The 20,234-nt window shown below is 42.0% G+C and carries 18 protein-coding genes; 2 read left to right on the plus strand and 16 right to left on the minus strand.

The features are described from left to right. Positions 1-21 precede the first annotated feature (21 nt). The 9 genes from ftsY to thrS all read right to left on the minus strand — a co-directional run bounded on the left by ftsY (position 22) and on the right by thrS (position 6,658). A complete protein-coding gene (gene ftsY, locus LKM37_00200; protein ID MCI1719448.1) occupies positions 22-996 on the minus strand; it encodes a signal recognition particle-docking protein FtsY in 975 nt (324 codons plus the stop codon). 160 nt (positions 997-1,156) lie between these two features. Next, positions 1,157-1,324, minus strand: a complete 168-nt coding sequence (locus LKM37_00205; GenBank protein MCI1719449.1) for a DUF4295 domain-containing protein — start codon at positions 1,322-1,324, stop codon at positions 1,157-1,159. A gap of 15 nt (positions 1,325-1,339) precedes the next feature. Then, positions 1,340-1,522 carry a 50S ribosomal protein L33 gene (gene rpmG / locus LKM37_00210; GenBank protein MCI1719450.1) on the minus strand — a complete coding sequence of 61 codons (183 nt, stop codon included), beginning with the start codon at positions 1,520-1,522 and terminating at the stop codon, positions 1,340-1,342. Positions 1,523-1,537: 15 nt separating this feature from the next. Further along, positions 1,538-1,780, minus strand: a complete 243-nt coding sequence (gene rpmB, locus LKM37_00215) for a 50S ribosomal protein L28 (protein ID MCI1719451.1) — start codon at positions 1,778-1,780, stop codon at positions 1,538-1,540. A 133-nt stretch (positions 1,781-1,913) separates the two neighbouring features. Continuing rightward, a complete protein-coding gene (lepB, locus tag LKM37_00220; protein ID MCI1719452.1) occupies positions 1,914-3,326 on the minus strand; it encodes a signal peptidase I in 1,413 nt (470 codons plus the stop codon). A 23-nt stretch (positions 3,327-3,349) separates the two neighbouring features. Next, positions 3,350-3,694 carry a 50S ribosomal protein L20 gene (rplT, locus tag LKM37_00225; GenBank protein MCI1719453.1) on the minus strand — a complete coding sequence of 115 codons (345 nt, stop codon included), beginning with the start codon at positions 3,692-3,694 and terminating at the stop codon, positions 3,350-3,352. A gap of 81 nt (positions 3,695-3,775) precedes the next feature. Then, a complete protein-coding gene (rpmI, locus tag LKM37_00230) occupies positions 3,776-3,970 on the minus strand; it encodes a 50S ribosomal protein L35 (GenBank protein MCI1719454.1) in 195 nt (64 codons plus the stop codon). 4 nt (positions 3,971-3,974) lie between these two features. Beyond that, positions 3,975-4,460 (minus strand): translation initiation factor IF-3, encoded by a 486-nt coding sequence (gene infC, locus LKM37_00235; GenBank protein MCI1719455.1) that lies wholly within the window; start codon positions 4,458-4,460, stop codon positions 3,975-3,977. A gap of 233 nt (positions 4,461-4,693) precedes the next feature. Then, on the minus strand, positions 4,694-6,658 hold the full coding sequence (gene thrS / locus LKM37_00240; GenBank protein ID MCI1719456.1) for a threonine--tRNA ligase: 1,965 nt from the start codon (positions 6,656-6,658) through the stop codon (positions 4,694-4,696). A gap of 196 nt (positions 6,659-6,854) precedes the next feature. Between thrS and LKM37_00245 the strand changes: the two genes are divergently transcribed. Beyond that, positions 6,855-7,646 (plus strand): DUF4199 domain-containing protein, encoded by a 792-nt coding sequence (locus LKM37_00245; protein ID MCI1719457.1) that lies wholly within the window; start codon positions 6,855-6,857, stop codon positions 7,644-7,646. 2 nt (positions 7,647-7,648) lie between these two features. Further along, positions 7,649-8,599 carry a glycosyltransferase family 2 protein gene (locus LKM37_00250; protein ID MCI1719458.1) on the plus strand — a complete coding sequence of 317 codons (951 nt, stop codon included), beginning with the start codon at positions 7,649-7,651 and terminating at the stop codon, positions 8,597-8,599. A gap of 763 nt (positions 8,600-9,362) precedes the next feature. On the opposite strand, the gene LKM37_00255 is transcribed toward LKM37_00250, so the two are convergent. From LKM37_00255 to secA, 7 genes are all read right to left on the minus strand, one after another. Beyond that, positions 9,363-11,507 carry an SUMF1/EgtB/PvdO family nonheme iron enzyme gene (locus tag LKM37_00255; protein ID MCI1719459.1) on the minus strand — a complete coding sequence of 715 codons (2,145 nt, stop codon included), beginning with the start codon at positions 11,505-11,507 and terminating at the stop codon, positions 9,363-9,365. A 43-nt stretch (positions 11,508-11,550) separates the two neighbouring features. Further along, positions 11,551-12,165: a hypothetical protein gene (locus LKM37_00260; protein ID MCI1719460.1), complete on the minus strand. Its 615-nt coding sequence runs from the start codon at positions 12,163-12,165 to the stop codon at positions 11,551-11,553. A gap of 27 nt (positions 12,166-12,192) precedes the next feature. Further along, entirely contained in the window at positions 12,193-13,320 is a 1,128-nt protein-coding gene (locus tag LKM37_00265; GenBank protein MCI1719461.1) for a hypothetical protein, read from the minus strand. 21 nt (positions 13,321-13,341) lie between these two features. Continuing rightward, entirely contained in the window at positions 13,342-14,343 is a 1,002-nt protein-coding gene (locus tag LKM37_00270) for a hypothetical protein (protein ID MCI1719462.1), read from the minus strand. Between the two features lie 429 nt (positions 14,344-14,772). Next, positions 14,773-15,162 carry a polymer-forming cytoskeletal protein gene (locus tag LKM37_00275; protein MCI1719463.1) on the minus strand — a complete coding sequence of 130 codons (390 nt, stop codon included), beginning with the start codon at positions 15,160-15,162 and terminating at the stop codon, positions 14,773-14,775. 49 nt (positions 15,163-15,211) lie between these two features. Beyond that, positions 15,212-16,777: a dihydrolipoyl dehydrogenase gene (locus tag LKM37_00280; protein ID MCI1719464.1), complete on the minus strand. Its 1,566-nt coding sequence runs from the start codon at positions 16,775-16,777 to the stop codon at positions 15,212-15,214. 67 nt (positions 16,778-16,844) lie between these two features. Then, the gene (gene secA / locus LKM37_00285; protein MCI1719465.1) at positions 16,845-20,129 is read right to left on the minus strand and encodes a preprotein translocase subunit SecA; all 3,285 of its coding nucleotides are present in this window, start codon (positions 20,127-20,129) and stop codon (positions 16,845-16,847) included. Between the last annotated feature and the right edge of the window lie 105 nt (positions 20,130-20,234).

The following is a 20,234-nucleotide window of genomic DNA, read 5'->3' on the forward strand; positions in this document are numbered from 1 at the left end:
AATTATCTATACTTATTTTTTCTACTCAAAAATAGATTCCACAAATGCCTTCTTATCAAAGATTTGCAAATCCTCAACTTTCTCCCCCACTCCAACAAACTTCACAGGAATCTGCAGCTCATTTGCAATTCCAATCACAACCCCGCCTTTTGCAGTGCCATCTAACTTGGTGACAGCCAGCGCAGTTATCTGCGTTGCTTTTGAGAACTCGCGCGCCTGGATAAAAGCATTTTGCCCCGTTGAACCGTCAAGAACTAAAAGGACTTCCTGCGGTGCATCCGGCACAACTTTTCTCATTACGTTTTTGATTTTTGTGAGCTCATTCATCAGATTCACTTTGTTTTGCAAGCGTCCGGCAGTATCCACCAGCACTACGTCCGCATTTTGAGCAACCGCGGAATTAACTGTGTCATAAGCAACTGCAGCGGGGTCAGAACCCATCTGCTGTTTCACAATCTCCACTCCTGCCCTATGTGCCCAAATATCAAGTTGTTCCACCGCCGCGGCACGGAACGTATCCGCAGCTCCCAATATGACTTTCTTCCCCTGCTCCTTAAGCTGCGCTGCAATTTTCCCTATTGTAGTTGTCTTTCCTACTCCGTTAACTCCTACAACCATAATGACATACGGCTTCTTGCTAAAATCAATTATTTGAGACAGATCACCGACAGACTGCGCTGCGTTGCTGTCGGGAGAAGTATTGAGCATATCTTCTACCTCCTCCTTTAACACCTGCATAACTTTATCCGTCCCTACAACCTTCTCTTTCTCAACACGTTTCTGCAAGCGTTCAATAATTTTTGAAGTAGTATCAATACCCACATCAGAAGCAATCAGCGCCTCTTCTATGTTATCCAGCACCTCGCCATCCACGCTAACTTTGCCCAGGATTGCACGAGAAATACGCTCAAACAATCCGCGCCGAGTCTTTGTCAAACCCAGCTCCAGTCCGGTGCTACTTGTTGAATCTTTTTTCTTATGTGAGAATAGTCCCATTTTATACAGTTTCCCGGCACTCTTTGAACGTACCGATGCAAGTGTGCAAATTTAACAAAACATTTGCCCGCACGCAAGCAAACACCACCATACAAAGCAAAGCATGAACAAAAAAAAACTCCCGTGAAATTCACGGGAGCTGTCTTGTTTCGCTTAAGGTTTAGTTCTTTTTTCCTGCAAGAAATTCTTTCTCTTTGCCTATAGGAACTATCTCCTCCTCAAAATAGTAGGAGCCGGTCTTCTGAGACTTGACCATGCGAATGCATTTTACAACATTTTTAGCCTGTGACTTGTCACCGCTGAATGTTGCTACTACTTTCTTTGCCATCTCTTATCGTATTAATTATTTAACCTCTCTGTGAAGCGTAACTCTCTTAAGATAAGGGTTATACTTTTTGCGCTCCAAACGTTGAGTTGTATTCTTTTTATTTTTTGTTGTGATGTATCTGCTCATTCCCGGTACACCGCTTGCTCTTTGCTCTGTGCATTCTAGAATCACTTGGATTCTGTTATCTTTCTTTGGCATAATGTAATTCTTTATTTACACAATATCTATGTAACCTTTTTCCATTGAATTCTTTAGAACAGCCTCTAGACCATTCTTGTTAATGTTTCTGATTCCTGCTGCAGAAACTTTAAGAGTAACGAATCTGTGCTCGCTTTCCAGCCAGAATTTCTTCTCTCTAAGATTTAGGTCAAACTGGCGCTTGCTGCGCTTCTTAGAGTGGGAAACATTGTTTCCAATCATTCTCTTTTTTCCTGTGACCTGACAAACTTTTGCCATAACTATCTAATTTTTATAATTTTCTTTTGAGGGGTGCAAATATCTAATATTTTTTCCAAAATCACAAATTTAATTGCTGCTCAGCCTTAAACATTAGCTCAATCCAATTGCTGCGCTAAAATTTTAAGTCTCATTAAATATGCCTTACCCCTTTTAATAATCTGCTCCATCTTATGTTAGATGGAAAATGTTTTGCTTTGTTGCTGGACCACCAGACAATTGAAGGTGTTCCCACAATGTGGTCTTCCGGAACAAAGCCCCAATACCTGGAATCCAAGGAGTTATGTCTGTTATCTCCCATCATCCAGTAATAATTTTGCTTAAATGTGTAGGTAGTCGCGACAGTTCCATTTACCAATATGTCATTCCCTTTTACCTCCAGCTTGTTGCCTTCATAAGAGGTAATAAGCCTGTAGTAGAATGGAAGAGTAGTCTTGTTAAGGTAAACAGATGCTCCTTTGCGCGGTATCCAAATTGGTCCGTAATTATCTCTGGTCCACTTTACTACGTCCGTAAACGGAAACAGCATAATTGGAGAATCGGGATAATCCGGAGGATAAACATCTATGTTCTCCTTCATGGATACAACTATCGGGAGCTTCTTAATTCTTGCCGCATCTTCCTTCGTAAGAGGTAAATCCGTATATCCGGGAAGTGATGAGTCATAGTAAACATCATCCGGGTTTACGTTCATCTCATCCAAAATTTGGGAATTGATTTGGTCCCCCTTTGTAACTACGGTCCAGGAACTTTGCATGCCGGAGTGAGGCTTCTCAGCTACGCCGTTTACAAATACCTGTCCGTTAATTACCTGCAGCACATCTCCTGCAACAGCCACACATCTTTTAACGTAATTGTCTTTCTTGTCTCTTGGGCGGACAATGATTGGTCCGTAGGAAGTTTTTACAAACTCGCGGTCATTGTTGTTCAGCCTAACAATCTGATAGTAATCAGCTTGCGGGTCTTTCTTCAAAACAGTATCACCGTCGGGAAAAGCAAAGACAACAATATCATCTCTTTTAACATGGCCAAACCCCTTGAGCCTGCGGTACTTATTCTCTATAATGGTAGAATATGACTCTTTGCCTGAAAGCGGCATTGTGTTGTGTACCAGCGGAACAGAGATTGGTGTCTCCGGAACTTTTGGTCCGTAGGCAACTTTAGAAACAAACAGATAGTCCCCGGTGAAAAGTGTTTTTTCCATTGAGGATGAAGGAATTGTATAGGCTTCAAACCAGAAGATTTTTATAACCATTGCGGCAATTACCGCAAAGATTATAGCATCCACCCAGTCCAGCACTGCATCAGCAGTAGTTGTTCTGCCTGCCGGCGCATTGCCGCCCGTCACAGAACTACCTGTCGCTGAGCCAGATACATTCTTCTTTTTGCGCTTCCAAAAGGCCCAGTGCACCTTCTTTGTGATGTATATGTCAAAGATTATCAGCAGGCCTAAAAGCCACCAATAATTTCCAAGCCATATAACCCACAAAAGGTACAAGCCTCCCCAAAGGGCAAACTTAAACCATTTGTTCCTAAAAAAGTCCACCTTAGTAACTCTTTAGGAGATAACTATTTAAGAGATTTGATAACTGTCTCGAACGCCTTAGGATTATTCATTGCAAGGTCAGCTAGGACTTTGCGGTTTAGACCGACATTGCTTTTAGCAAGCTTGCCGATAAACTGAGAATAAGTCATTCCGTAAGCGCGGGCAGCAGCATTGATTCTTTGGATCCAAAGAACTCTGTAGCTCTTTTTCTTATCCTTCCTGTCGTTGTAGGCATAAGTCATTCCCTTCTCAAGAGTATTCTTTGCTACGGTGTAGACGTTAGCTCTTGCGTGGAAATTGCCTTTGGTCTGTTTTAAAATTTTTTTACGGCGTGCATGTGATGCTACCGAATTAGAACTTCTTGGCATAATAAAAAAATTTTATGAACGTCAGCGCTCTCTCCTTAGAGGCTTTATCTGCTGAACGCTCTGTTAATAAATAATTGTTAATTAAGAAAGTATCAGCTTCTTTACTCTCTTCTCATCTGGCTTGGCAACTACGCCTGAGTAGCACAGATTTCTTTTTTGCTTTGTAGTCTTCTTTGTAAGAATGTGACTGTGAAAAGCATGCTGTCTTTTTACTTTACCCGATCCGGTAAGCACAAAACGCTTTTTGGAACCGGAATTGGTCTTTAATTTTGGCATATTTTTACTTTTTTTTAATTGGTGCTATAATCATACTCATTCTCTTGCCCTCCAGCAGAGGCATCTTCTCCGCCTTGCCAAACTCCTCTAGTTCAAGGGCAAAGCGCAGCAGAAGTTTTTCTCCCTGCTCTGAGAACACTATTGAACGTCCTTTAAAATATACAAAGGCTTTAACTTTATCGCCATCCTTAAGGAACTCTTTTGCGTGGTTAAGCTTAAACTGAAAATCATGCTCATCAGTTTGCGGTCCAAAGCGCAACTCCTTGATTTCCTGCTTGGAAGCATTGGCCTTCATCTCCTTGGCTTTCTTCTTCTGCTGATAGACGTACTTCTGGTAGTCTATGATTTTGCAAACGGGCGGAACAGCACTCTCTGCTATTTCCACCAAGTCAAGCTCAAGGTCATGTGCCATCTTAAGTGCCTCAGCAATAGGATAAACCTTCTGCTCTGGCACATTATCCCCAACTACTCTGACTTCCGGAACTCTAATCTGTTCATTACATCTTGGCCCCTGCTCCTCCTTCCTCTGGAAGCGTGGGTTGAATCTTCTGTCGCCAAAAGGCCTGCCGTTATTGTTTCCACCGGCTTTATTGCCGTTGTTGTTATTGGCTGGCCCGGTTCCTGCCGGTTTGTAAAAATGATTGGCCCCTTGAGGTTTATGAAAACCCCCAAAGTGCGGCTTGGGTTTAAATGGTGCGATAAATTTGTCCTCCTATAATTAAATTAAACATTTTCTGGTTTTGCAGGCTCACCCATCTCCTCCTTTACCTTGTCCTGAATGAATTTTGCAAACTCTGTAACCTTCATAACTCCAAGGTCTTTGCTGCCCTGCTGCCTTACTGAAACAGTCTCCGCACCCATTTCCTTCTCACCTACTATCAGCAAATAAGGCATTTTCTTTATCTCATTCTCTCTAATACGCTTACCTATAGTCTCATTGCGGTCATCAAGCGCGGCGCGAATTTCGGAATTTTTCAGAGAATTGCAAACTTTTTTTGCATAATCGTTGAATTTCTCCCCTACAGGAAGCACTACGCACTGGTCAGGAGTCAGCCATAAAGGCAGATTGCCGGCCGTATGTTCCAGAAGGACAGCCACAAAGCGCTCCATAGAGCCAAACGGCGCACGGTGAATCATAATCGGGCGGTACTTCTTGTCATCAGCTCCGGTGTACTCCAAGCCAAATCTCTCAGGCAAGTTGTAATCTACCTGGATTGTTCCAAGCTGCCACTGACGGCCGATTGCATCCTTTACCATAAAGTCCAGCTTAGGTCCGTAAAATGCAGCCTCTCCGTATACAACCTTGGTCTTCAAACCTTTCTCCGCTGCTGAATCTATGATGGCCTTCTCTGCTCTCTCCCAATTTTCATCTGAACCTATATACTTAGAGTGGTCAGTTTTATCTCTCAAAGAAATTTGAGCGGTATACTGGTCAAACTTAAGAGTCTTAAAGATGTAAAGCACAATGTCTATAACCTTGCAGAACTCATCATGCAGCTGGTCCGGCCTTACAAACAAATGGGCATCATCCTGTGTGAAACCGCGCACTCTTGTAAGTCCGTGCAATTCACCGCTTTGCTCATATCTATAAACTGTTCCGAACTCTGCATATCTTAAAGGAAGATCCCTGTAAGAACGAGGTTTTGTCTTATAGATTTCACAGTGGTGAGGGCAGTTCATTGGCTTAAGCAAGAACTCTTCTCCCGGCTGCGGAGTTGTAATTGGGCGGAATGAATCTTTGCCGTATTTTGCCCAGTGTCCGCTGGTTACGTAAAGTTCCTTCTGTCCGATATGAGGTGTAATTACAGGCAGATAGCCGTAATTAGTCTGCACTTTTCTCAAGAAATTTTCCAGGCGCATTCTAAGCTCGGCGCCTCTTGGCAGCCACAATGGAAGACCCGGTCCAACCTTTGCGCTAAATGCAAATAGCTCAAGGTCTTTGCCCAGTTTTCTGTGGTCTCTTTTCTTAGCCTCTTCAAGCACTTTCAGATAATCGTCCAGCATGGATTTCTTAGGGAAAGTGATACCGTAAATTCTGGTAAGCATCTGTCTCTTCTCATCTCCCCTCCAATATGCTCCTGCAATTGAGGTCAGCTTAATTGCCTTAATTACAGACGTATTCATGATATGAGGTCCGCGGCACAAGTCCGTGAATTTTCCATTTGTATAGAAAGAAATTGTTCCGTCTTTCAAATCTTTAATAAGCTCAAGTTTGTACTGGTCATTCTTTTTTGTGAAATAATCCAATGCTTCTTCCTTTGTAACATCCTTGCGTACAAACTCTTCGCCTGTGCGTGCAAGCTCAAGCATCTTATCCTCTACCTTCTTCAAATCCGCCTCAACAATAACTCTGTCGCCGAGATCAATATCATAATAGAATCCGTTCTCAATTGCGGGTCCTATTCCAAATTTTACTCCGGGATAGATTGCTTCCAATGCTTCTGCCAAAAGGTGAGATGAAGAGTGCCAGAAAGCCAGCTTGCCTTCATCGTCTTCCCATTTGTTAAGCTTGATAGCTGCATCATTTTCAATTGGTTGACGCAGGTCCATAACCTGACCGTCGACAGAGACAGACAACACCTCTGCGGCTAGACGGGGACTGATGCCTTGTGCAATTTGGTAACCCGTTACGCCTTTTTCAAAGTCTTTTACACTCCCGTCGGGAAATGTAATTTTAATACTGCTCATAAATTTTTATTTAAATTGTTTTGCGTCCGCTGCCTTACATCGGCACCGGTCCGCTCCTTTTAAAGGGGCACAAATCTACAAATTTTATATCTTTGTGCCAAATGAGGTACCCGGCCGCAAGGCTCATTGCCAAAGATTCTTAACAAAAGAGTCAGAAACTGTCGGGAGCTAAAAGAAAAATAGACATTTTAACGATATGGAAGATTTTAACAACAACATGGGAGCTCCTGTTAAGGAGACAGGTAAATTAAGCAGCGCCTCCTTGGACGGATTGTTGCTTGCACTTATAACAATAGTATGTTCCGTAATCAACTCGCTGGGCGTTAGCGGCGGATTTTTAGGTGTTATCATTTGGATAGTCAAGATTGTGGCTACCATTTGGGTGCTGCTGTATTTTATGAAAAGATATTCTTTGAGGCGCGCAAGTATCTATGGAGAAACTACTTACAATCAGGCATTCAGCTACGGATTTTTAGTTTCTTTGCTTTCTGCAGTTGTGATTGCATGCTTCATGTATTTGAGCGTTACGGTGTTATTTCCTAATACTGAGTCAGATACAATGCAGAAAGTACAGGATGCCATGGCGCAGCAGGGCAGCTCAATGAATGAGGAGCAGGAGAATGCAATTAACGCTGTGATGAATAATCTTCCAATGATTTTGACATTTGGAATGTTAATCTGGTGCACAATTTTTGGCCTGATAGTTTCTGCAATCATAGCAAGTTCAGTTAAGCAGCTGCCGGTTGAGGGGTTCAATCCCAATAATTTTGATGCTAATAATTTTAATCCCGACAGTTTCAATAATGACGTTGCAGACTCAGAAACCACTAAGCCGGAGGATGTTACGCCAGACAAGACCGGAGATGCAAAACCGGAAGAGCCTGCCGATAAGCCTGCCGAGCCCGCTGAGAATAAAAATGATGAGAGCAGATTCATGCCGGGCGGTGATAAACCTGAGGACCCCAACGATAAATACATGCCCAAATAGTTATGGATATTTCAATAGTTATCTCTCTGTTTAATGAGAAACCCTCTTTGGCGGAACTGATTGCCGGCATTCATAACTCCTTGAAAGACACTGGTCTTTCTTATGAAGTTGTGATGGTTAATGACGGCAGCAATGACGGTTCATGGGAGGAGATTGAGCGGCTGGCCAAGGAGTATGGAAATATTCACGGAATTTGTTTCCGCAGAAATTACGGAAAGTCCGCGGCGCTGTATAGCGGTTTTGCTCAGGCAGTTGGAGATGTTGTCATCACGATGGATGCAGACCTGCAGGATGACCCGCGCGAGCTTCCGGAGCTGTACAAGATGGTTAAGGAAGATGGTTATGATCTTGTAAGCGGCTGGAAGAAAAAGAGATACGATAACAAGTTCACAAAGAATATTCCTTCTAAGATTTATAATGCAACGGCCCGCTGGGTGACAGGTATTCATTTGCATGATATGAACTGCGGCCTGAAAGCCTATAAGAATGAGGTAGTTAAGAATATAGAAGTGTATGGAGAAATGCACCGCTACATTCCGTATCTGGCAAAGAATGCCGGTTTTTCAAATATAGGTGAGAAGGTTGTTCATCATAACAAGCGCAAATACGGAAAGAGCAAGTTTGGATTGAACAGATTTGTAAATGGTTACCTGGATTTGCTGAGCTTGTGGTTCTTGCAGAAATTTGGAAAGAAGCCGATGCATTTGTTTGGAGTCCTTGGTACTTTGATGTTCCTGGCCGGCGCGGTCATCACCCTTTGGTTGATTATCGCCAAACTGATTGCCCAGAGCAACGGTCTCAAATTCAGAGCCGTAACGGACCAGCCGCTGTTCTACATCGCCCTCGTTGCTGCCATCGTCGGCATCCAGCTTTTCCTAACCGGCTTCGTAGCCGAGTTGGTTAGCCGCAACTCCTCCGGCCGCAACAACTACCTGATTAAAAAAAGGTTCTAGGAAGATTCAAAAAAGGTAAAAAAAATAACGGGCGTTTTTCGCCCGTTATTTTTTTGTTTGGAAGATTCACAAGGCAGAAGGATCACAAGCGGAGCGGCCGCAGGCCTCTGCACTCGCCACAACATCAGGCACAACGCACTACTCTGCTGGCAATCAGCACACTGCCCCATCCGCCTGCAGCCGCGTAGCCGCGCCGGAGGCGCGTGCATCTTCGCGCGACAGCGCGTCAAACCACGAGGCGGTGCGGTGCTTTGTGCCGCACCGCTCTGCATGCAAAGCATGCTTAACTCAATTCCTTTTCCCTAGCTGCCTCAACATGCCACAACTTACCCCGCAACCTGCCCCAGAAGCACTTTAAATGGAGTGCCTCTACAGAGCGTATATTTGGGTTTTAGTTAACCTCCTAGCAATCAAAACGCTGTCACTGTTTAAAAAATCAAAATGCAAATTGTTCAACGCTGTAATACAATGGAAATTAGCATATTAACAAAAACCCAAATTCATGCACCTCTAACGCAGGTTTTAAAAGCGGCTCCAGACGCATCCAAAAAAGAATTTGCAATTCACACACAATACTGTTATTAAGATATCTACTAAAACATTACGGCAACATCCTAAAAATTTAGACAAACAAAAAAACGAGTAGGCTAATCAGACCTACTCGCTTTTACATTTTGGTTAACAACTATCAATCAGATATAAACCAAATATTAAATCAATATCATTTCATAGTTATTAATTATCTTAATACGCACATTTCTCGTTAAGGCGTAAGGACCAATCTCACTCCATTATCAGTTAAATTATCATCTGCATACCCTATGAAGCGATATGAGACTCTACATAAACTAGATAAATTAGCCCAACCACCGCCTCGGTGAAAATGATATGCACCAGATGAAGGGCCAATGGGATTGGTTTGCGGAGCATCACTATAACTGCCATACCAATCTGTACACCACTCTTGTACATTTCCACTCATATCGTATAAACCAAGTTCATTAGATAATTTAGTACCAACCTCATGTGTTCTACCATTGCTATTATCCGAATACCAACCAACATCGTTTAACGTATTCCCGCCACAGTATTTATACCCTTTGCTCTTACTTCCACCGCGAGCAGCATATTCCCATTGTGCCTCTGTTGGAAGTGAAAATTTTCGCCCAGTTAATTGGCTTAACTTTGCGACAAATAACTGGCCATTTTCCCATGTTATACCTTCTGCGGGAAGTTTATCACCTATAAAATTACTAGGGTTAGAACCCATAATTGCATTCCAAAGTTTTTGTGTCACCTCAAATTTCCCGATGTAATAAGTTGATAAAGTGACTTGATGAACAGGCTTTTCATCGCTATAAGCATCGCTACTTTGCTCACTAGTAGCTCCCATACTAAACGTTCCTCCATCTACTCTAATCATCTCAAAAGAAACACCGTTGACAGTAAAAGTTAGCGTTTCCGCATCATTTACCTGATTGATGGTAATATATGTTTCTTTATTTGAACCATATATGTGTATTTGCCCAATCCTGTCATTTCCGCTCTCATTTTTTGCGATAGTCAGCACCAAGCTCTTTGATGACAAGCCCTTGGTGTTTTGCTTAACGGACGCGTTAATCCAACTTGTGGCTTCTCCAACTACGGAGCAATCCCATGTAATGTTTGAACTAATAGGAATCTCTATACTTCCCCCTTCTTTATCAACCGTATAGGACGTCTGTGCTACTATTATGGCATCCAATTGGCTTTGAGTAATTGTAACAATACTTTCCTTGCCCGAACCGGCTATTTTAATCTGACCAACTCGACCGTCATACCCGGTATTTCCTTTCACTTTAACTGAAACATAAGATTGGGAAAGTCCTTTAGTACCTGAGGTATTGAAAGATAACCAGTCTGAAGCATTACCTAAAAAAGATGTTGAATATGAGGCATTAGTTTGAATAGGTATGGAAACTACTCCACCATCACTGCCTACGCTAAATTCTGTCGTAGTTATTATCAACTCATCCAATTGGCTCTGTGACACCGTAATATAACTTTCCTTTCCAGCTCCAGTTACCTTAATTTGACCAACCCTGCCGTCATAATTTTTATTGGCATCTATCGTTAGGACCAAATAATAATCCTCTAAACCTTTGGTTTGCAATGTCTTAACTTTGATCCAGTCGGCAGCCGACTCCAAGGCCGTACACGTATAGCTAATATTTGTTTTTATCGGAATTTTTAACTCTCCTCCGCTGCTCCCAATTGCATATTCCTTTGTGTCAATGATCAATTCATCCGTCTGACTCTGAGTAATCGTAATCGCAGTACTTTCACTCCCGTAGGAAATTGTAACCGTTCCTTTGCGGGAATCATACGACGAATTCTTGGTTGCGCTAATCACAATCTCATAATTAGATAGTGACTTAGTTTTAACTACGCTTAGCCATGATTTCGCATCATCAGAAACGGAGCATTTGTAATCTATGTTGGCCTGAATTGGAATGGTGATGTTGCCTCCTTCCTTGCCTATTGAAAAGCTATTTCCTGACACTATATATCCGTTGCGTTCAGCCTGAGTTACGCTAATTGTTTGAGAAGTGGAACCTGCTGTAACTGTTATAGTTGCACTTCTTGTCTTGTAATCCGGATTTGCCTCAGCAGTAATTTTTATTGAAGCACTGCCCCTGGTACCTGACGATGGAGAGACGCTAAGCCAGGTTGCGGTAGACGTAGCCGTCCAATCAACATTTGTAGTAAAGGAAATGGCCATTGACGAGTTTGTTGCGTCCATGGAAACCGAAGTGCTGTTTAAAGTTATGCTCGGACTTTCAGATTTTGAACAAGACACTAAGCACACTGATATACAAATGATTAAAAAGACACCGATTTTCCTTATATCTAGAAAAAATTTATTCATAATTGGTCTAAATTATTTTATGATTAACTTTTTCAGCGCATTATTATTCTTCACGCTTAAGATCATTGAATAGACACAGTTCCCATTGAGCAATTGATGGAAAACCAGAATCTTTTGCAGTACGTGCCACGCCTTCAAGAATGCGTCTAAAGTCAGCAGAAGAATCTATTCTTGTCCAACGCAAACCATCAACTTTGCACTCGTAAAGGACCATAGAATCTACAGGACAAAACGGCGGATCGGGCATTCTGTTATTCATGCACCATAAATATTTTAGGAAAACAGAAAGACTTTTTTGAGCATGGGAAATTCTCATTCCTTTACTTAAAGTATTATTCAGCCAACCTTTGTTTGCAAAATATTTATTTACAGCATTTTTAACAGACTTAATATCTTCAATATATGTCTCGACAGATTGCTTTGATGTTTTATATTTATTAGCAACCTCCATTAGTTCCTGTTTCCAAAATTTCTTGATTTCTGTTTTACTTTTAAAGTCTAATCCAGCATAATAAGTTGGATTCCTTGCTGTTGCCGCATTAATAGACTTGTCAAGAATCTCACTGTTATCAGGTGAGAATGTAGCATTTGCCGGATAATCAGGGAAGTAAGTTCTTACAAACTCTTCCTTTAATTCATCAAGGTTATAATTTTTCATAGATACATATCTATTAAGAATTCATAGTTAACCAACAGGAACCGTTACAGTTGTTCCACCCATTGGAGTAACGTCTTTTGTGATTCCCAAGCCAGCACTAGAACTACTGGATGTTAAGGAGATATTGATTGTATTCATTGCATTTCGCTTGACAACTACATCAACATTTCCGAGATCTTGCACAAAGCCAGTTCCTCTTGTCCAAACTACAGCCAAATTCACTGTTTCTGTGTAAGTATCAGCATATTGCCATGCTCCTAAAATATTGTAGAATGAAAATATTTTATCTTCACTAGTGTAATCAGCCGTAATATCGCTTTTTGAAATGAAAGTTTTATAACTATTTTTTATGACTACGGAAACAGAGCCATCAGTTACTCCTGTAACTTTATATTTTAAACCAAACCCAGTACGCTTCAGTGTAATAGGCGCATAAGTGGTTGGGGTGTAATTAGTTAGTTTGCCATAAAATCTATCTACTTCTGGATACTTATCATCAAGTGGACAAGCAAGCCCTAAGTAGTCATTTTGAGTGTCATGATTCATTACGGAAGGATGTGTAGCATTGGCAAAAGGTAAAATAGAACAGTGAGAATCATAAACATACGCAGAATCCAAGTAAGTGAATCTTTGAAAAGGTCCCACTTTGGAAAAAGCATTGTTTATCTGTGTAAAACAATATTCAAGATATTCAACTTTAGTATAAAGACCTTCTTCATGCAAATCCAGCCTTAGGAAAGGCTGAGCGAACCCATCAGTTGTTGGCGCTTTATAATACTTATAGTTTTGGAAATAATAAGATGTCGGACAAACAGGCATAACCTTCTTTCCATTTTTAATCATCGTGCATGTAATATTATACTTTTTGTTAGTATAAAGCACAACCTTCATATCTTCAACATTATCAAATAATCCTTGCGTCACACTATCCTGCCCAACCTCTTGTATTTGAACCCCATAAAGATCATCAGTGGTTGCTTTTGTTAAAGGAGAATCCTCTGAGTTAATATCTCCATTAAATGACAACGACACTACAACAGCTTTTGATTCGTTATTACTACTATTTAATCCTACATTTGATTTGCTGCAACCAAAAAAATTTGCTGAAACCAAAGAGATAACTGATAAATAAAATATATATTTAAATATTTTCATAATATTCTTATTTTTAATGTATTACGGTTTAGAAGGATTTACATTTATCTCAATAGTGCCACCGCTATTAATATCTATATTAATGTCATTATTAGAACCCATAGGTTCTTCGGTAATTCCAAATTTGTAACCATTTGGAGTCAAATCTGCAACATTAAGAGTTAACGTTGTCAAAACATTTCGTTTAAAATTTACAGTCTGCGATGTATTCAACTCATTCCAATAACTTGTTGATGTTTCCGCTCTGTTATATTTTACCGCAACTGCTATATCTTCTGACCAATTCTCAGCAACTGAAGGACAAGCAAAAATAAGCGTATCGGTTGTTGCATCTGCAGTTATCTCTTTAGACCAAAATTTCCCCAAAGACATTTTTAATGTGCCGCCTTTCATTCCCGTCACTATAAACTTTGCCCCAAAAACACAACGCTTTAAATTAATTGTAGCAGTAGCACTTGCAGAGGGTGAGAAATCAGATAATTCACCATAATAACGATCCACACCTTCAGCATATGCAATTGAAGTATCCGCACCTTTTAGGAGCATTTTAGCTCCGCCAAGAGCACCTAGATTAGTTAGACCAAGAACAAATTTATTCTCAAGAATTAATGGACTGCTTGTAGTCCCAAAGGGTTCGCCATAAGCTCCAACATTTGAAACTTTTAACTTGTTTTTACCATCAATAATTAGGTCACAAGCAAACTTATACAGATATGGACTAAGCAGTGTTACAGTCATCTTGTCCTTATCGTCAAACAAGCCGTAACCAACCACAGAGGTATAAGTTTTACTAGTGTTGTTGTTACTAAAAATATTGATGCCATAGACATCACTTCCGCTAGCCTTTGAAAATGGCGTATGCGTTACATTGAAATCGCCTAACAGATTAAGCGATATTGTATAAGGTACAGACTTCTCTTCTGTAGGAGTTGGAGAAATACTGTTTCCTCCGCCTTTACTACAAGAAATGAAAGCTGTGACTGCACATACAGCAATCACACTTAATGCAATTTTTTTAATCATAATATATTAGTTTAATTTTGGTTACCACACAAAAAATAAAGCGCGGACTAAACTTATTGATTTAGAAGCACGACCAAGCGCTTTGCCCTCAATAGATCTAGTCCGCGCAATTTGCGCGGAGAGACTACTGCAGGAGAGGGCATAAAAAATTGGTCGTTTTCTAAATCTCCAACAATAGCTTTCGCTATATTTTATGTACAAATATAATGATATTTCTCATGTATTGTATTGTGTCACAGTTTTAAAAGGAAAGGTATTCAACAGCCAGCTGTGCTGGCTGCAGAGCGGTGCGGCACAAAGCACCGCACCGCCTCGTGGTTTGACGCGCTGTCGCGCGAAGATGCACGCTCCCTACGGTCGCGGGCAAAAAAAATAACGGGCGAAAAACGCCCGCTATTTTTTTACCTTGTTATCGTAAATCTATCGTGATTAAAAGTATCCTTCAAAAATCTTCCCGGCCTCTTCTCTGGTTAATATTGAGCAATTGCCGCTGAAGCTGGCGCCGATTTCTATGCCGACATGGATGGTCTTGAGGTTGCCTTTGTAAACAGCCTTGCTCTTGAAACTGGCAGAATGTGAGGCGGTGATATCTCCGGTAGCTTTGCCGTAAATATCTGCATTTCTGCAAATTATCTTGCCGGTAATCTTCCCCTTCTCACCAACGACAAGCTTACCAAGCGTAACAATATCGCCCTCAAGAGTGCCGTCAATTCTGATATCAGAATGAGTAATCAAATTGCCTTTGAAAGTTGTCTCTTCCGCAATCCTGCTAACATCATTTACCGCAGGAACAGATGTGCCGCCAGTTAATTTTGCCATTTTGTAATTATTTAAAGCTCACCGGATTACTCCGTTATTTAAAATTCCGCTAAGATTCAATCGCCTCCGCAGCATCTTTAATTCCCTCGCTCATAGTCGGATGCGGGAACACCGTATTAGCCACCTGCTCAGCAGTTGCGCCAAGATTCATTGCAAGCACCATGCCTCCGATAATCTCCGTTACATCAGCTCCAATCAGGTGAACACCAATAAGTTTATCCGTTTTAGCATCAGAAATAAGTTTCACAAAACCGTCAGTCTTGCCGGCGGCAGTTGCCTTTCCGGATGCGGTAAACATAAATTTTCCAACCTTATATTCAATTCCAAGTTCCTTTGCTTTCTGCTCTGTAAGTCCGGCAGAAGCAATTTGAGGAGAGGTATATGTTGCACCCGGAATATGCTTATAATCAATCGGATGGAACTTTGCACCAGGTTTGCCTTCAAGCTCGGCGATATGCGCAACACATGCAAGCGCCTCAGCAGAAGCCACATGCGCAAGTGCAGGAGTGGCAATCACATCCCCTATCGCAAAGACACCGCCGTCATTTTGCCCAACACATTTTCCGTTAGCATCACACGCGCAGTAAAACTCATTCACCGCAATCTTGCCTCTCTCCATCTTCACTCCAAGCCCTTCAAGTCCCAGATTATCAGTATTTGGCGCAACACCAACCGCGCACAAAACTCTCTCAACATTTATAGTTTCTATACCTTTTTTGGTCTCGACAGTTAATTCACAGTTGTCTCTCTCTGCTCCGCTCTCATCTTGCGACTTGTTGAATTTAACGCCCGTAACTTTGGCAGAGGTCATAACTTTCATTCCGTTCTTGCGGAAACTTCTGCTCAGCTGACCGGAAATATCATCATCCTCCAACGGCACAATCTTATCTAGGAACTCAATCAGATAAACTTGCGTACCCATTGACAGATAGAAGTTTGCAAGCTCGCTCCCGATAGCTCCGGAACCAATTACGGCCAGAGATTTTGGCAGCGTTTTTGGTACGAGCGCTTCTTTGTAAGAGATGATTTTTTCGCCGTCAAATGGTGCAAACGGCAGCGCTTTTGGACGGGCGCCGGTTGCAACAATTACATACTTTGCCGTAACAGTGCTTTCAGCTGGCTCTGTTGACGCAGCATTATCACTCACGGTTACTGTATTAGCATCTTTGAATTTTGCAGTACCTGCAATAACAGAAACATTGTACTTCTTGAACAAGAACTCCACCCCGCGGCGCATCTTGTCCGAAACTCCGCGTTCACGCTCAACAATCTTCTGAACATCAAAGCGGTATCCGCTTGCGGACGCAGGATGATTTGCGTCAGAACCCTGCTCGCCCGGCCGAGCGCATGGAGCGCTAGCGACTTTAAGCGAGGCGGACGCAGCAGGTTCTGACGCAGCAACAAGCCCGTACGCCTCCGGATGCTTCAAAATCTCATAAGCCTCAGCAGACTTCAACAACGCCTTAGTAGGAATACAACCCCAATTAAGACAAATGCCCCCAATCTCCGCGCGCTCCACAACAGCTGTTTTAAAGCCGTACTGCGCGGCTTTTACTGCGGCCACATAACCTCCCGGTCCTGAGCCGATTACAAGTATATCAAAATCAAAATTCATATAAAATAATCTATTAAAATTTCAAATACCTAACTGGATCGCCCACATAATCCATCGCGACCTTACCTTATACAAGCCCTTTCCCGTGGCAGTTCTTGTACTTCTTGCCGCTGCCGCAAGGACATGGATCATTCCTTCCAATCTTCTTCTCCACATGAATTGGAGCATTGCTCTTTGGCTCGCTGGTGTTTGCAGAGACATCATCATGACTCATTTTCATCTGGCTCAAATCAGTTCTCTTTCTTGCCGCCTCTTCTCTAACGTTAAGGTCAGAGTTCTGACGCAAAGGGATTTGCGCGCGTACCAAAAATGCAATTACATCTCTGCTTATTTTCTCTATTACGCTCTGGAACAAATTGTAGCTCTCAAATTTGTAAATCAAAAGAGGATCCTTCTGCTCATAGGTGGCGTTCTGAACTGACTGCTTCAATTCATCCATCTCTCTCAAATGCTCCTTCCAATGTTCATCAATCATTATAAGGGTGACGCACTTCTCCAAAGCAATTTCAATCTCCTTGCTGTTTTCATTAGCCTTCTTAAGATTAACTATCAGCTGAAGCATCTTCTGGCCATCTGAAATTGGCACTGCAATATTCTGATATGTAGCAGATTGCGTTTTATAAACTTGCTCCACAATTGGCTGAGCCTGAGCAGAAATAACCTCACCGCGGCGTTGAATAATTTCTGTAATTGCAGCGGCTATTTTATCTCCCAGCTCCTCTCTTGATGCGTTCTGATAATATTGCTCATCAAAGTCAGGAACCATGGAGACATCCCTCATCATCTCAATTTTGAAATCCTCATAACCCATTGAATCTCTCTTGCCCGCAAGAACATCTGCATAATCTGCAATCATGTTCTTGACATCAATTTCTATTCTCTCTCCGTAAAGCGCATTCTTTCTTCTGGTATAAATAACCTCTCTCTGAGAGTTCATAACATCATCATACTCAAGCAGTCTCTTACGAATACCAAAGTTATTCTCCTCAACTTTTCTCTGCGCGCGCTCAATAGAAGAAGACAACATTGAGTGCTGCAGCACTTCTCCCTCCTGCATTCCAAGGCCATCTACAATCTTTGAAATCCTCTCTGCGCCAAACAGTCTCATCAAATCATCTTCCAAAGAGACAAAGAATTCAGAAGAACCCGGGTCTCCCTGTCTTCCTGCACGTCCGCGCAACTGCCTGTCTACTCGGCGGCTATCGTGACGCTCAGTTCCTATGATTGCAAGACCGCCGGCCTCTCTTACGCCAGGTCCCAGCTTAATATCTGTACCACGGCCCGCCATATTGGTTGCTATAGTCACTGTCCCCGCTTCACCTGCATGCGCAACAATCTCAGCCTCACGTGCATGCTGCTTTGCATTCAAAACGCTGTGCTGAATTCCGCGCAGCTTAAGCATTCTGCTAAGCAATTCTGATATCTCGACAGATGTTGTGCCCACCAATGCAGGACGCCCCTGTTTTCTCAGCTCAACAATTCTCTCAATAACAGCATTGAATTTTTCCTTCTTTGTCCTGTAAATCAAGTCATTGGAATCTACTCTAATAACAGGCTTATTTGTAGGAATGGTAACAACATCCAGTTTGTAAATAGACCAGAACTCGCCCGCCTCAGTAGATGCGGTACCGGTCATACCTGCAAGCTTGTGATACATTCTAAAATAGTTCTGCAAAGTGATTGTTGCAAAAGTTTGAGTTGCAGCCTCAACCTTTACATTCTCCTTAGCCTCAAGAGCTTGGTGAAGACCATCTGAATAACGTCTACCTTCCAGAATACGTCCCGTCTGCTCATCTACAATCTTAATTTTGTTATCAACGTTGATGTACTCAACATCTTTCTCAAACAAAGTGTAAGCTTTAAGCAATTGAGTTACAGTATGTACGCGCTCAGATTTAACAGCGTAATCCGCAAGCAGCTCATCCTTCTTGTTCTGCTTCTCTTCCGCAGAAAGATTGCTCTTCTCTATCTCTGAAATAACAGTTCCCATATCGGGCAGGATAAAGAACTTAGGATCGCTAACCAAACCAGCTATGTAATCATTTCCCTTATCTGTAAGCTCTACTGTCTTATCTTTCTCATCTATAACTATATACAGAGGATCAGTAACTATATGCATTTGCTTGTTGTTATCCTGCATATAGAAATTTTCCGTCTGCTGCATTATCTGTTTAATGCCCGGCTCGCTCAAATATTTAATCAAAGGGTTGTAACGAGGCAGCGCCTTATGCGCTCTTAACAGCGCCATTCCGCCCGCATTATCTTTGTTTCCATCAGCAATCAGCCTCTTTGCCTCCTGCAAATATTTGGTAACCTCGCCTCTCTGAACATTATAAATCTTCTCTATATATGGCTTGTATTCAGCAAACTGCTGGTCTTCTCCTTTTGGAACGGGACCGGAAATAATCAACGGAGTTCTTGCATCATCAATCAAGACTGAGTCCACCTCATCCACAATTGCGTAGTGATGTTTGCGCTGTACAAGGTCTTCCGTATTGATTGCCATGTTATCTCTCAGGTAATCAAAACCAAACTCATTATTTGTACCAAACGTAACGTCAGCCCTATATGCTTGTTTGCGTGCCTCGGAATTTGGCTCATGCTTGTCTATGCAATCTACTGATAATCCGTGGAATTCATAAAGAGGGCCCATCCACTCGGAGTCACGTTTTGCCAGGTAGTCATTTACGGTTACCATGTGCACTCCCTTGCCGGCCAGCGCATTAAGGAATACCGGAAGCGTCGCAACCAGTGTTTTTCCTTCACCTGTTGCCATCTCGGAAATTTTTCCCTGATGCAGCACGATACCTCCAATCAGCTGAACATCATAGTGTACCATGTCCCAGGTAATCTCATTTCCACCCGCCATCCAGTGATTTTTCCAAATTGCATAATCTCCATCTATGGAGACAAAATCTGCATGAGTACTCAATTCACGGTCAAAATCAGTTGCCTTAACTTTAATGGTTTCATTCTCCTTAAACCTGCGCGCGGTAGACTTCATAATTGCAAACGCAACCGGAAGCACCTCATTCAGAACTGCTTCTATCTCCTCATCTATCTGCTTTGCAAGCTTGTCAACTTCAGTTGCATACTTCTCCTTATCGTCAGCAGAAATATTCACATCCTCCAGCTGATTTCTAAGCTCTCTCTTTTTCTTCTCATCCGGCGCAATCCTATCCAGAATCACCTTTTTAATTCTTTGAGTCTCAGCTCTTAAATCATCATCAGACAAAGCATCAACTCTCTTGTACTCCTCCAGCACCTTGTTCAAGATTGGCGTAAGCGCCTTCATATCTCTCTCTTCCTTTGACCCGAAGAGCTTCTTCAAACCATTTACAAATGAACCCATTATACTATTATTTAATTTTTACTTTTTTAGCTCCCGACAGATTAGCTGTCGTGATAACAATTATTGGCTTTACAGATTAAAAAAGGCTGGCGCGAACATTAAAGC

This window comes from Bacteroidales bacterium (assembly GCA_022647615.1).
GTDB lineage: Bacteria > Bacteroidota > Bacteroidia > Bacteroidales > UBA932 > Egerieousia.

What these genes read in the sequence shown, in the direction of transcription:
- ftsY (MCI1719448.1), bottom strand. Translation starts at nt 996, where the DNA reads ATGGGACTATTCTCACATAAGAAAAAAGATTCAACAAGTAGCACCGGA.
- LKM37_00205 (MCI1719449.1), bottom strand. Translation starts at nt 1,324, where the DNA reads ATGGCAAAGAAAGTAGTAGCAACATTCAGCGGTGACAAGTCACAGGCT.
- rpmG (MCI1719450.1), bottom strand. Translation starts at nt 1,522, where the DNA reads ATGCCAAAGAAAGATAACAGAATCCAAGTGATTCTAGAATGCACAGAG.
- rpmB (MCI1719451.1), bottom strand. Translation starts at nt 1,780, where the DNA reads ATGGCAAAAGTTTGTCAGGTCACAGGAAAAAAGAGAATGATTGGAAAC.
- rplT (MCI1719453.1), bottom strand. Translation starts at nt 3,694, where the DNA reads ATGCCAAGAAGTTCTAATTCGGTAGCATCACATGCACGCCGTAAAAAA.
- rpmI (MCI1719454.1), bottom strand. Translation starts at nt 3,970, where the DNA reads ATGCCAAAATTAAAGACCAATTCCGGTTCCAAAAAGCGTTTTGTGCTT.
- thrS (MCI1719456.1), bottom strand. Translation starts at nt 6,658, where the DNA reads ATGAGCAGTATTAAAATTACATTTCCCGACGGGAGTGTAAAAGACTTT.
- LKM37_00245 (MCI1719457.1), top strand. Translation starts at nt 6,855, where the DNA reads ATGGAAGATTTTAACAACAACATGGGAGCTCCTGTTAAGGAGACAGGT.
- LKM37_00250 (MCI1719458.1), top strand. Translation starts at nt 7,649, where the DNA reads ATGGATATTTCAATAGTTATCTCTCTGTTTAATGAGAAACCCTCTTTG.
- LKM37_00255 (MCI1719459.1), bottom strand. Translation starts at nt 11,507, where the DNA reads ATGAATAAATTTTTTCTAGATATAAGGAAAATCGGTGTCTTTTTAATC.
- LKM37_00260 (MCI1719460.1), bottom strand. Translation starts at nt 12,165, where the DNA reads ATGAAAAATTATAACCTTGATGAATTAAAGGAAGAGTTTGTAAGAACT.
- LKM37_00265 (MCI1719461.1), bottom strand. Translation starts at nt 13,320, where the DNA reads ATGAAAATATTTAAATATATATTTTATTTATCAGTTATCTCTTTGGTT.
- LKM37_00270 (MCI1719462.1), bottom strand. Translation starts at nt 14,343, where the DNA reads ATGATTAAAAAAATTGCATTAAGTGTGATTGCTGTATGTGCAGTCACA.
- LKM37_00275 (MCI1719463.1), bottom strand. Translation starts at nt 15,162, where the DNA reads ATGGCAAAATTAACTGGCGGCACATCTGTTCCTGCGGTAAATGATGTT.
- LKM37_00280 (MCI1719464.1), bottom strand. Translation starts at nt 16,777, where the DNA reads ATGAATTTTGATTTTGATATACTTGTAATCGGCTCAGGACCGGGAGGT.
- secA (MCI1719465.1), bottom strand. Translation starts at nt 20,129, where the DNA reads ATGGGTTCATTTGTAAATGGTTTGAAGAAGCTCTTCGGGTCAAAGGAA.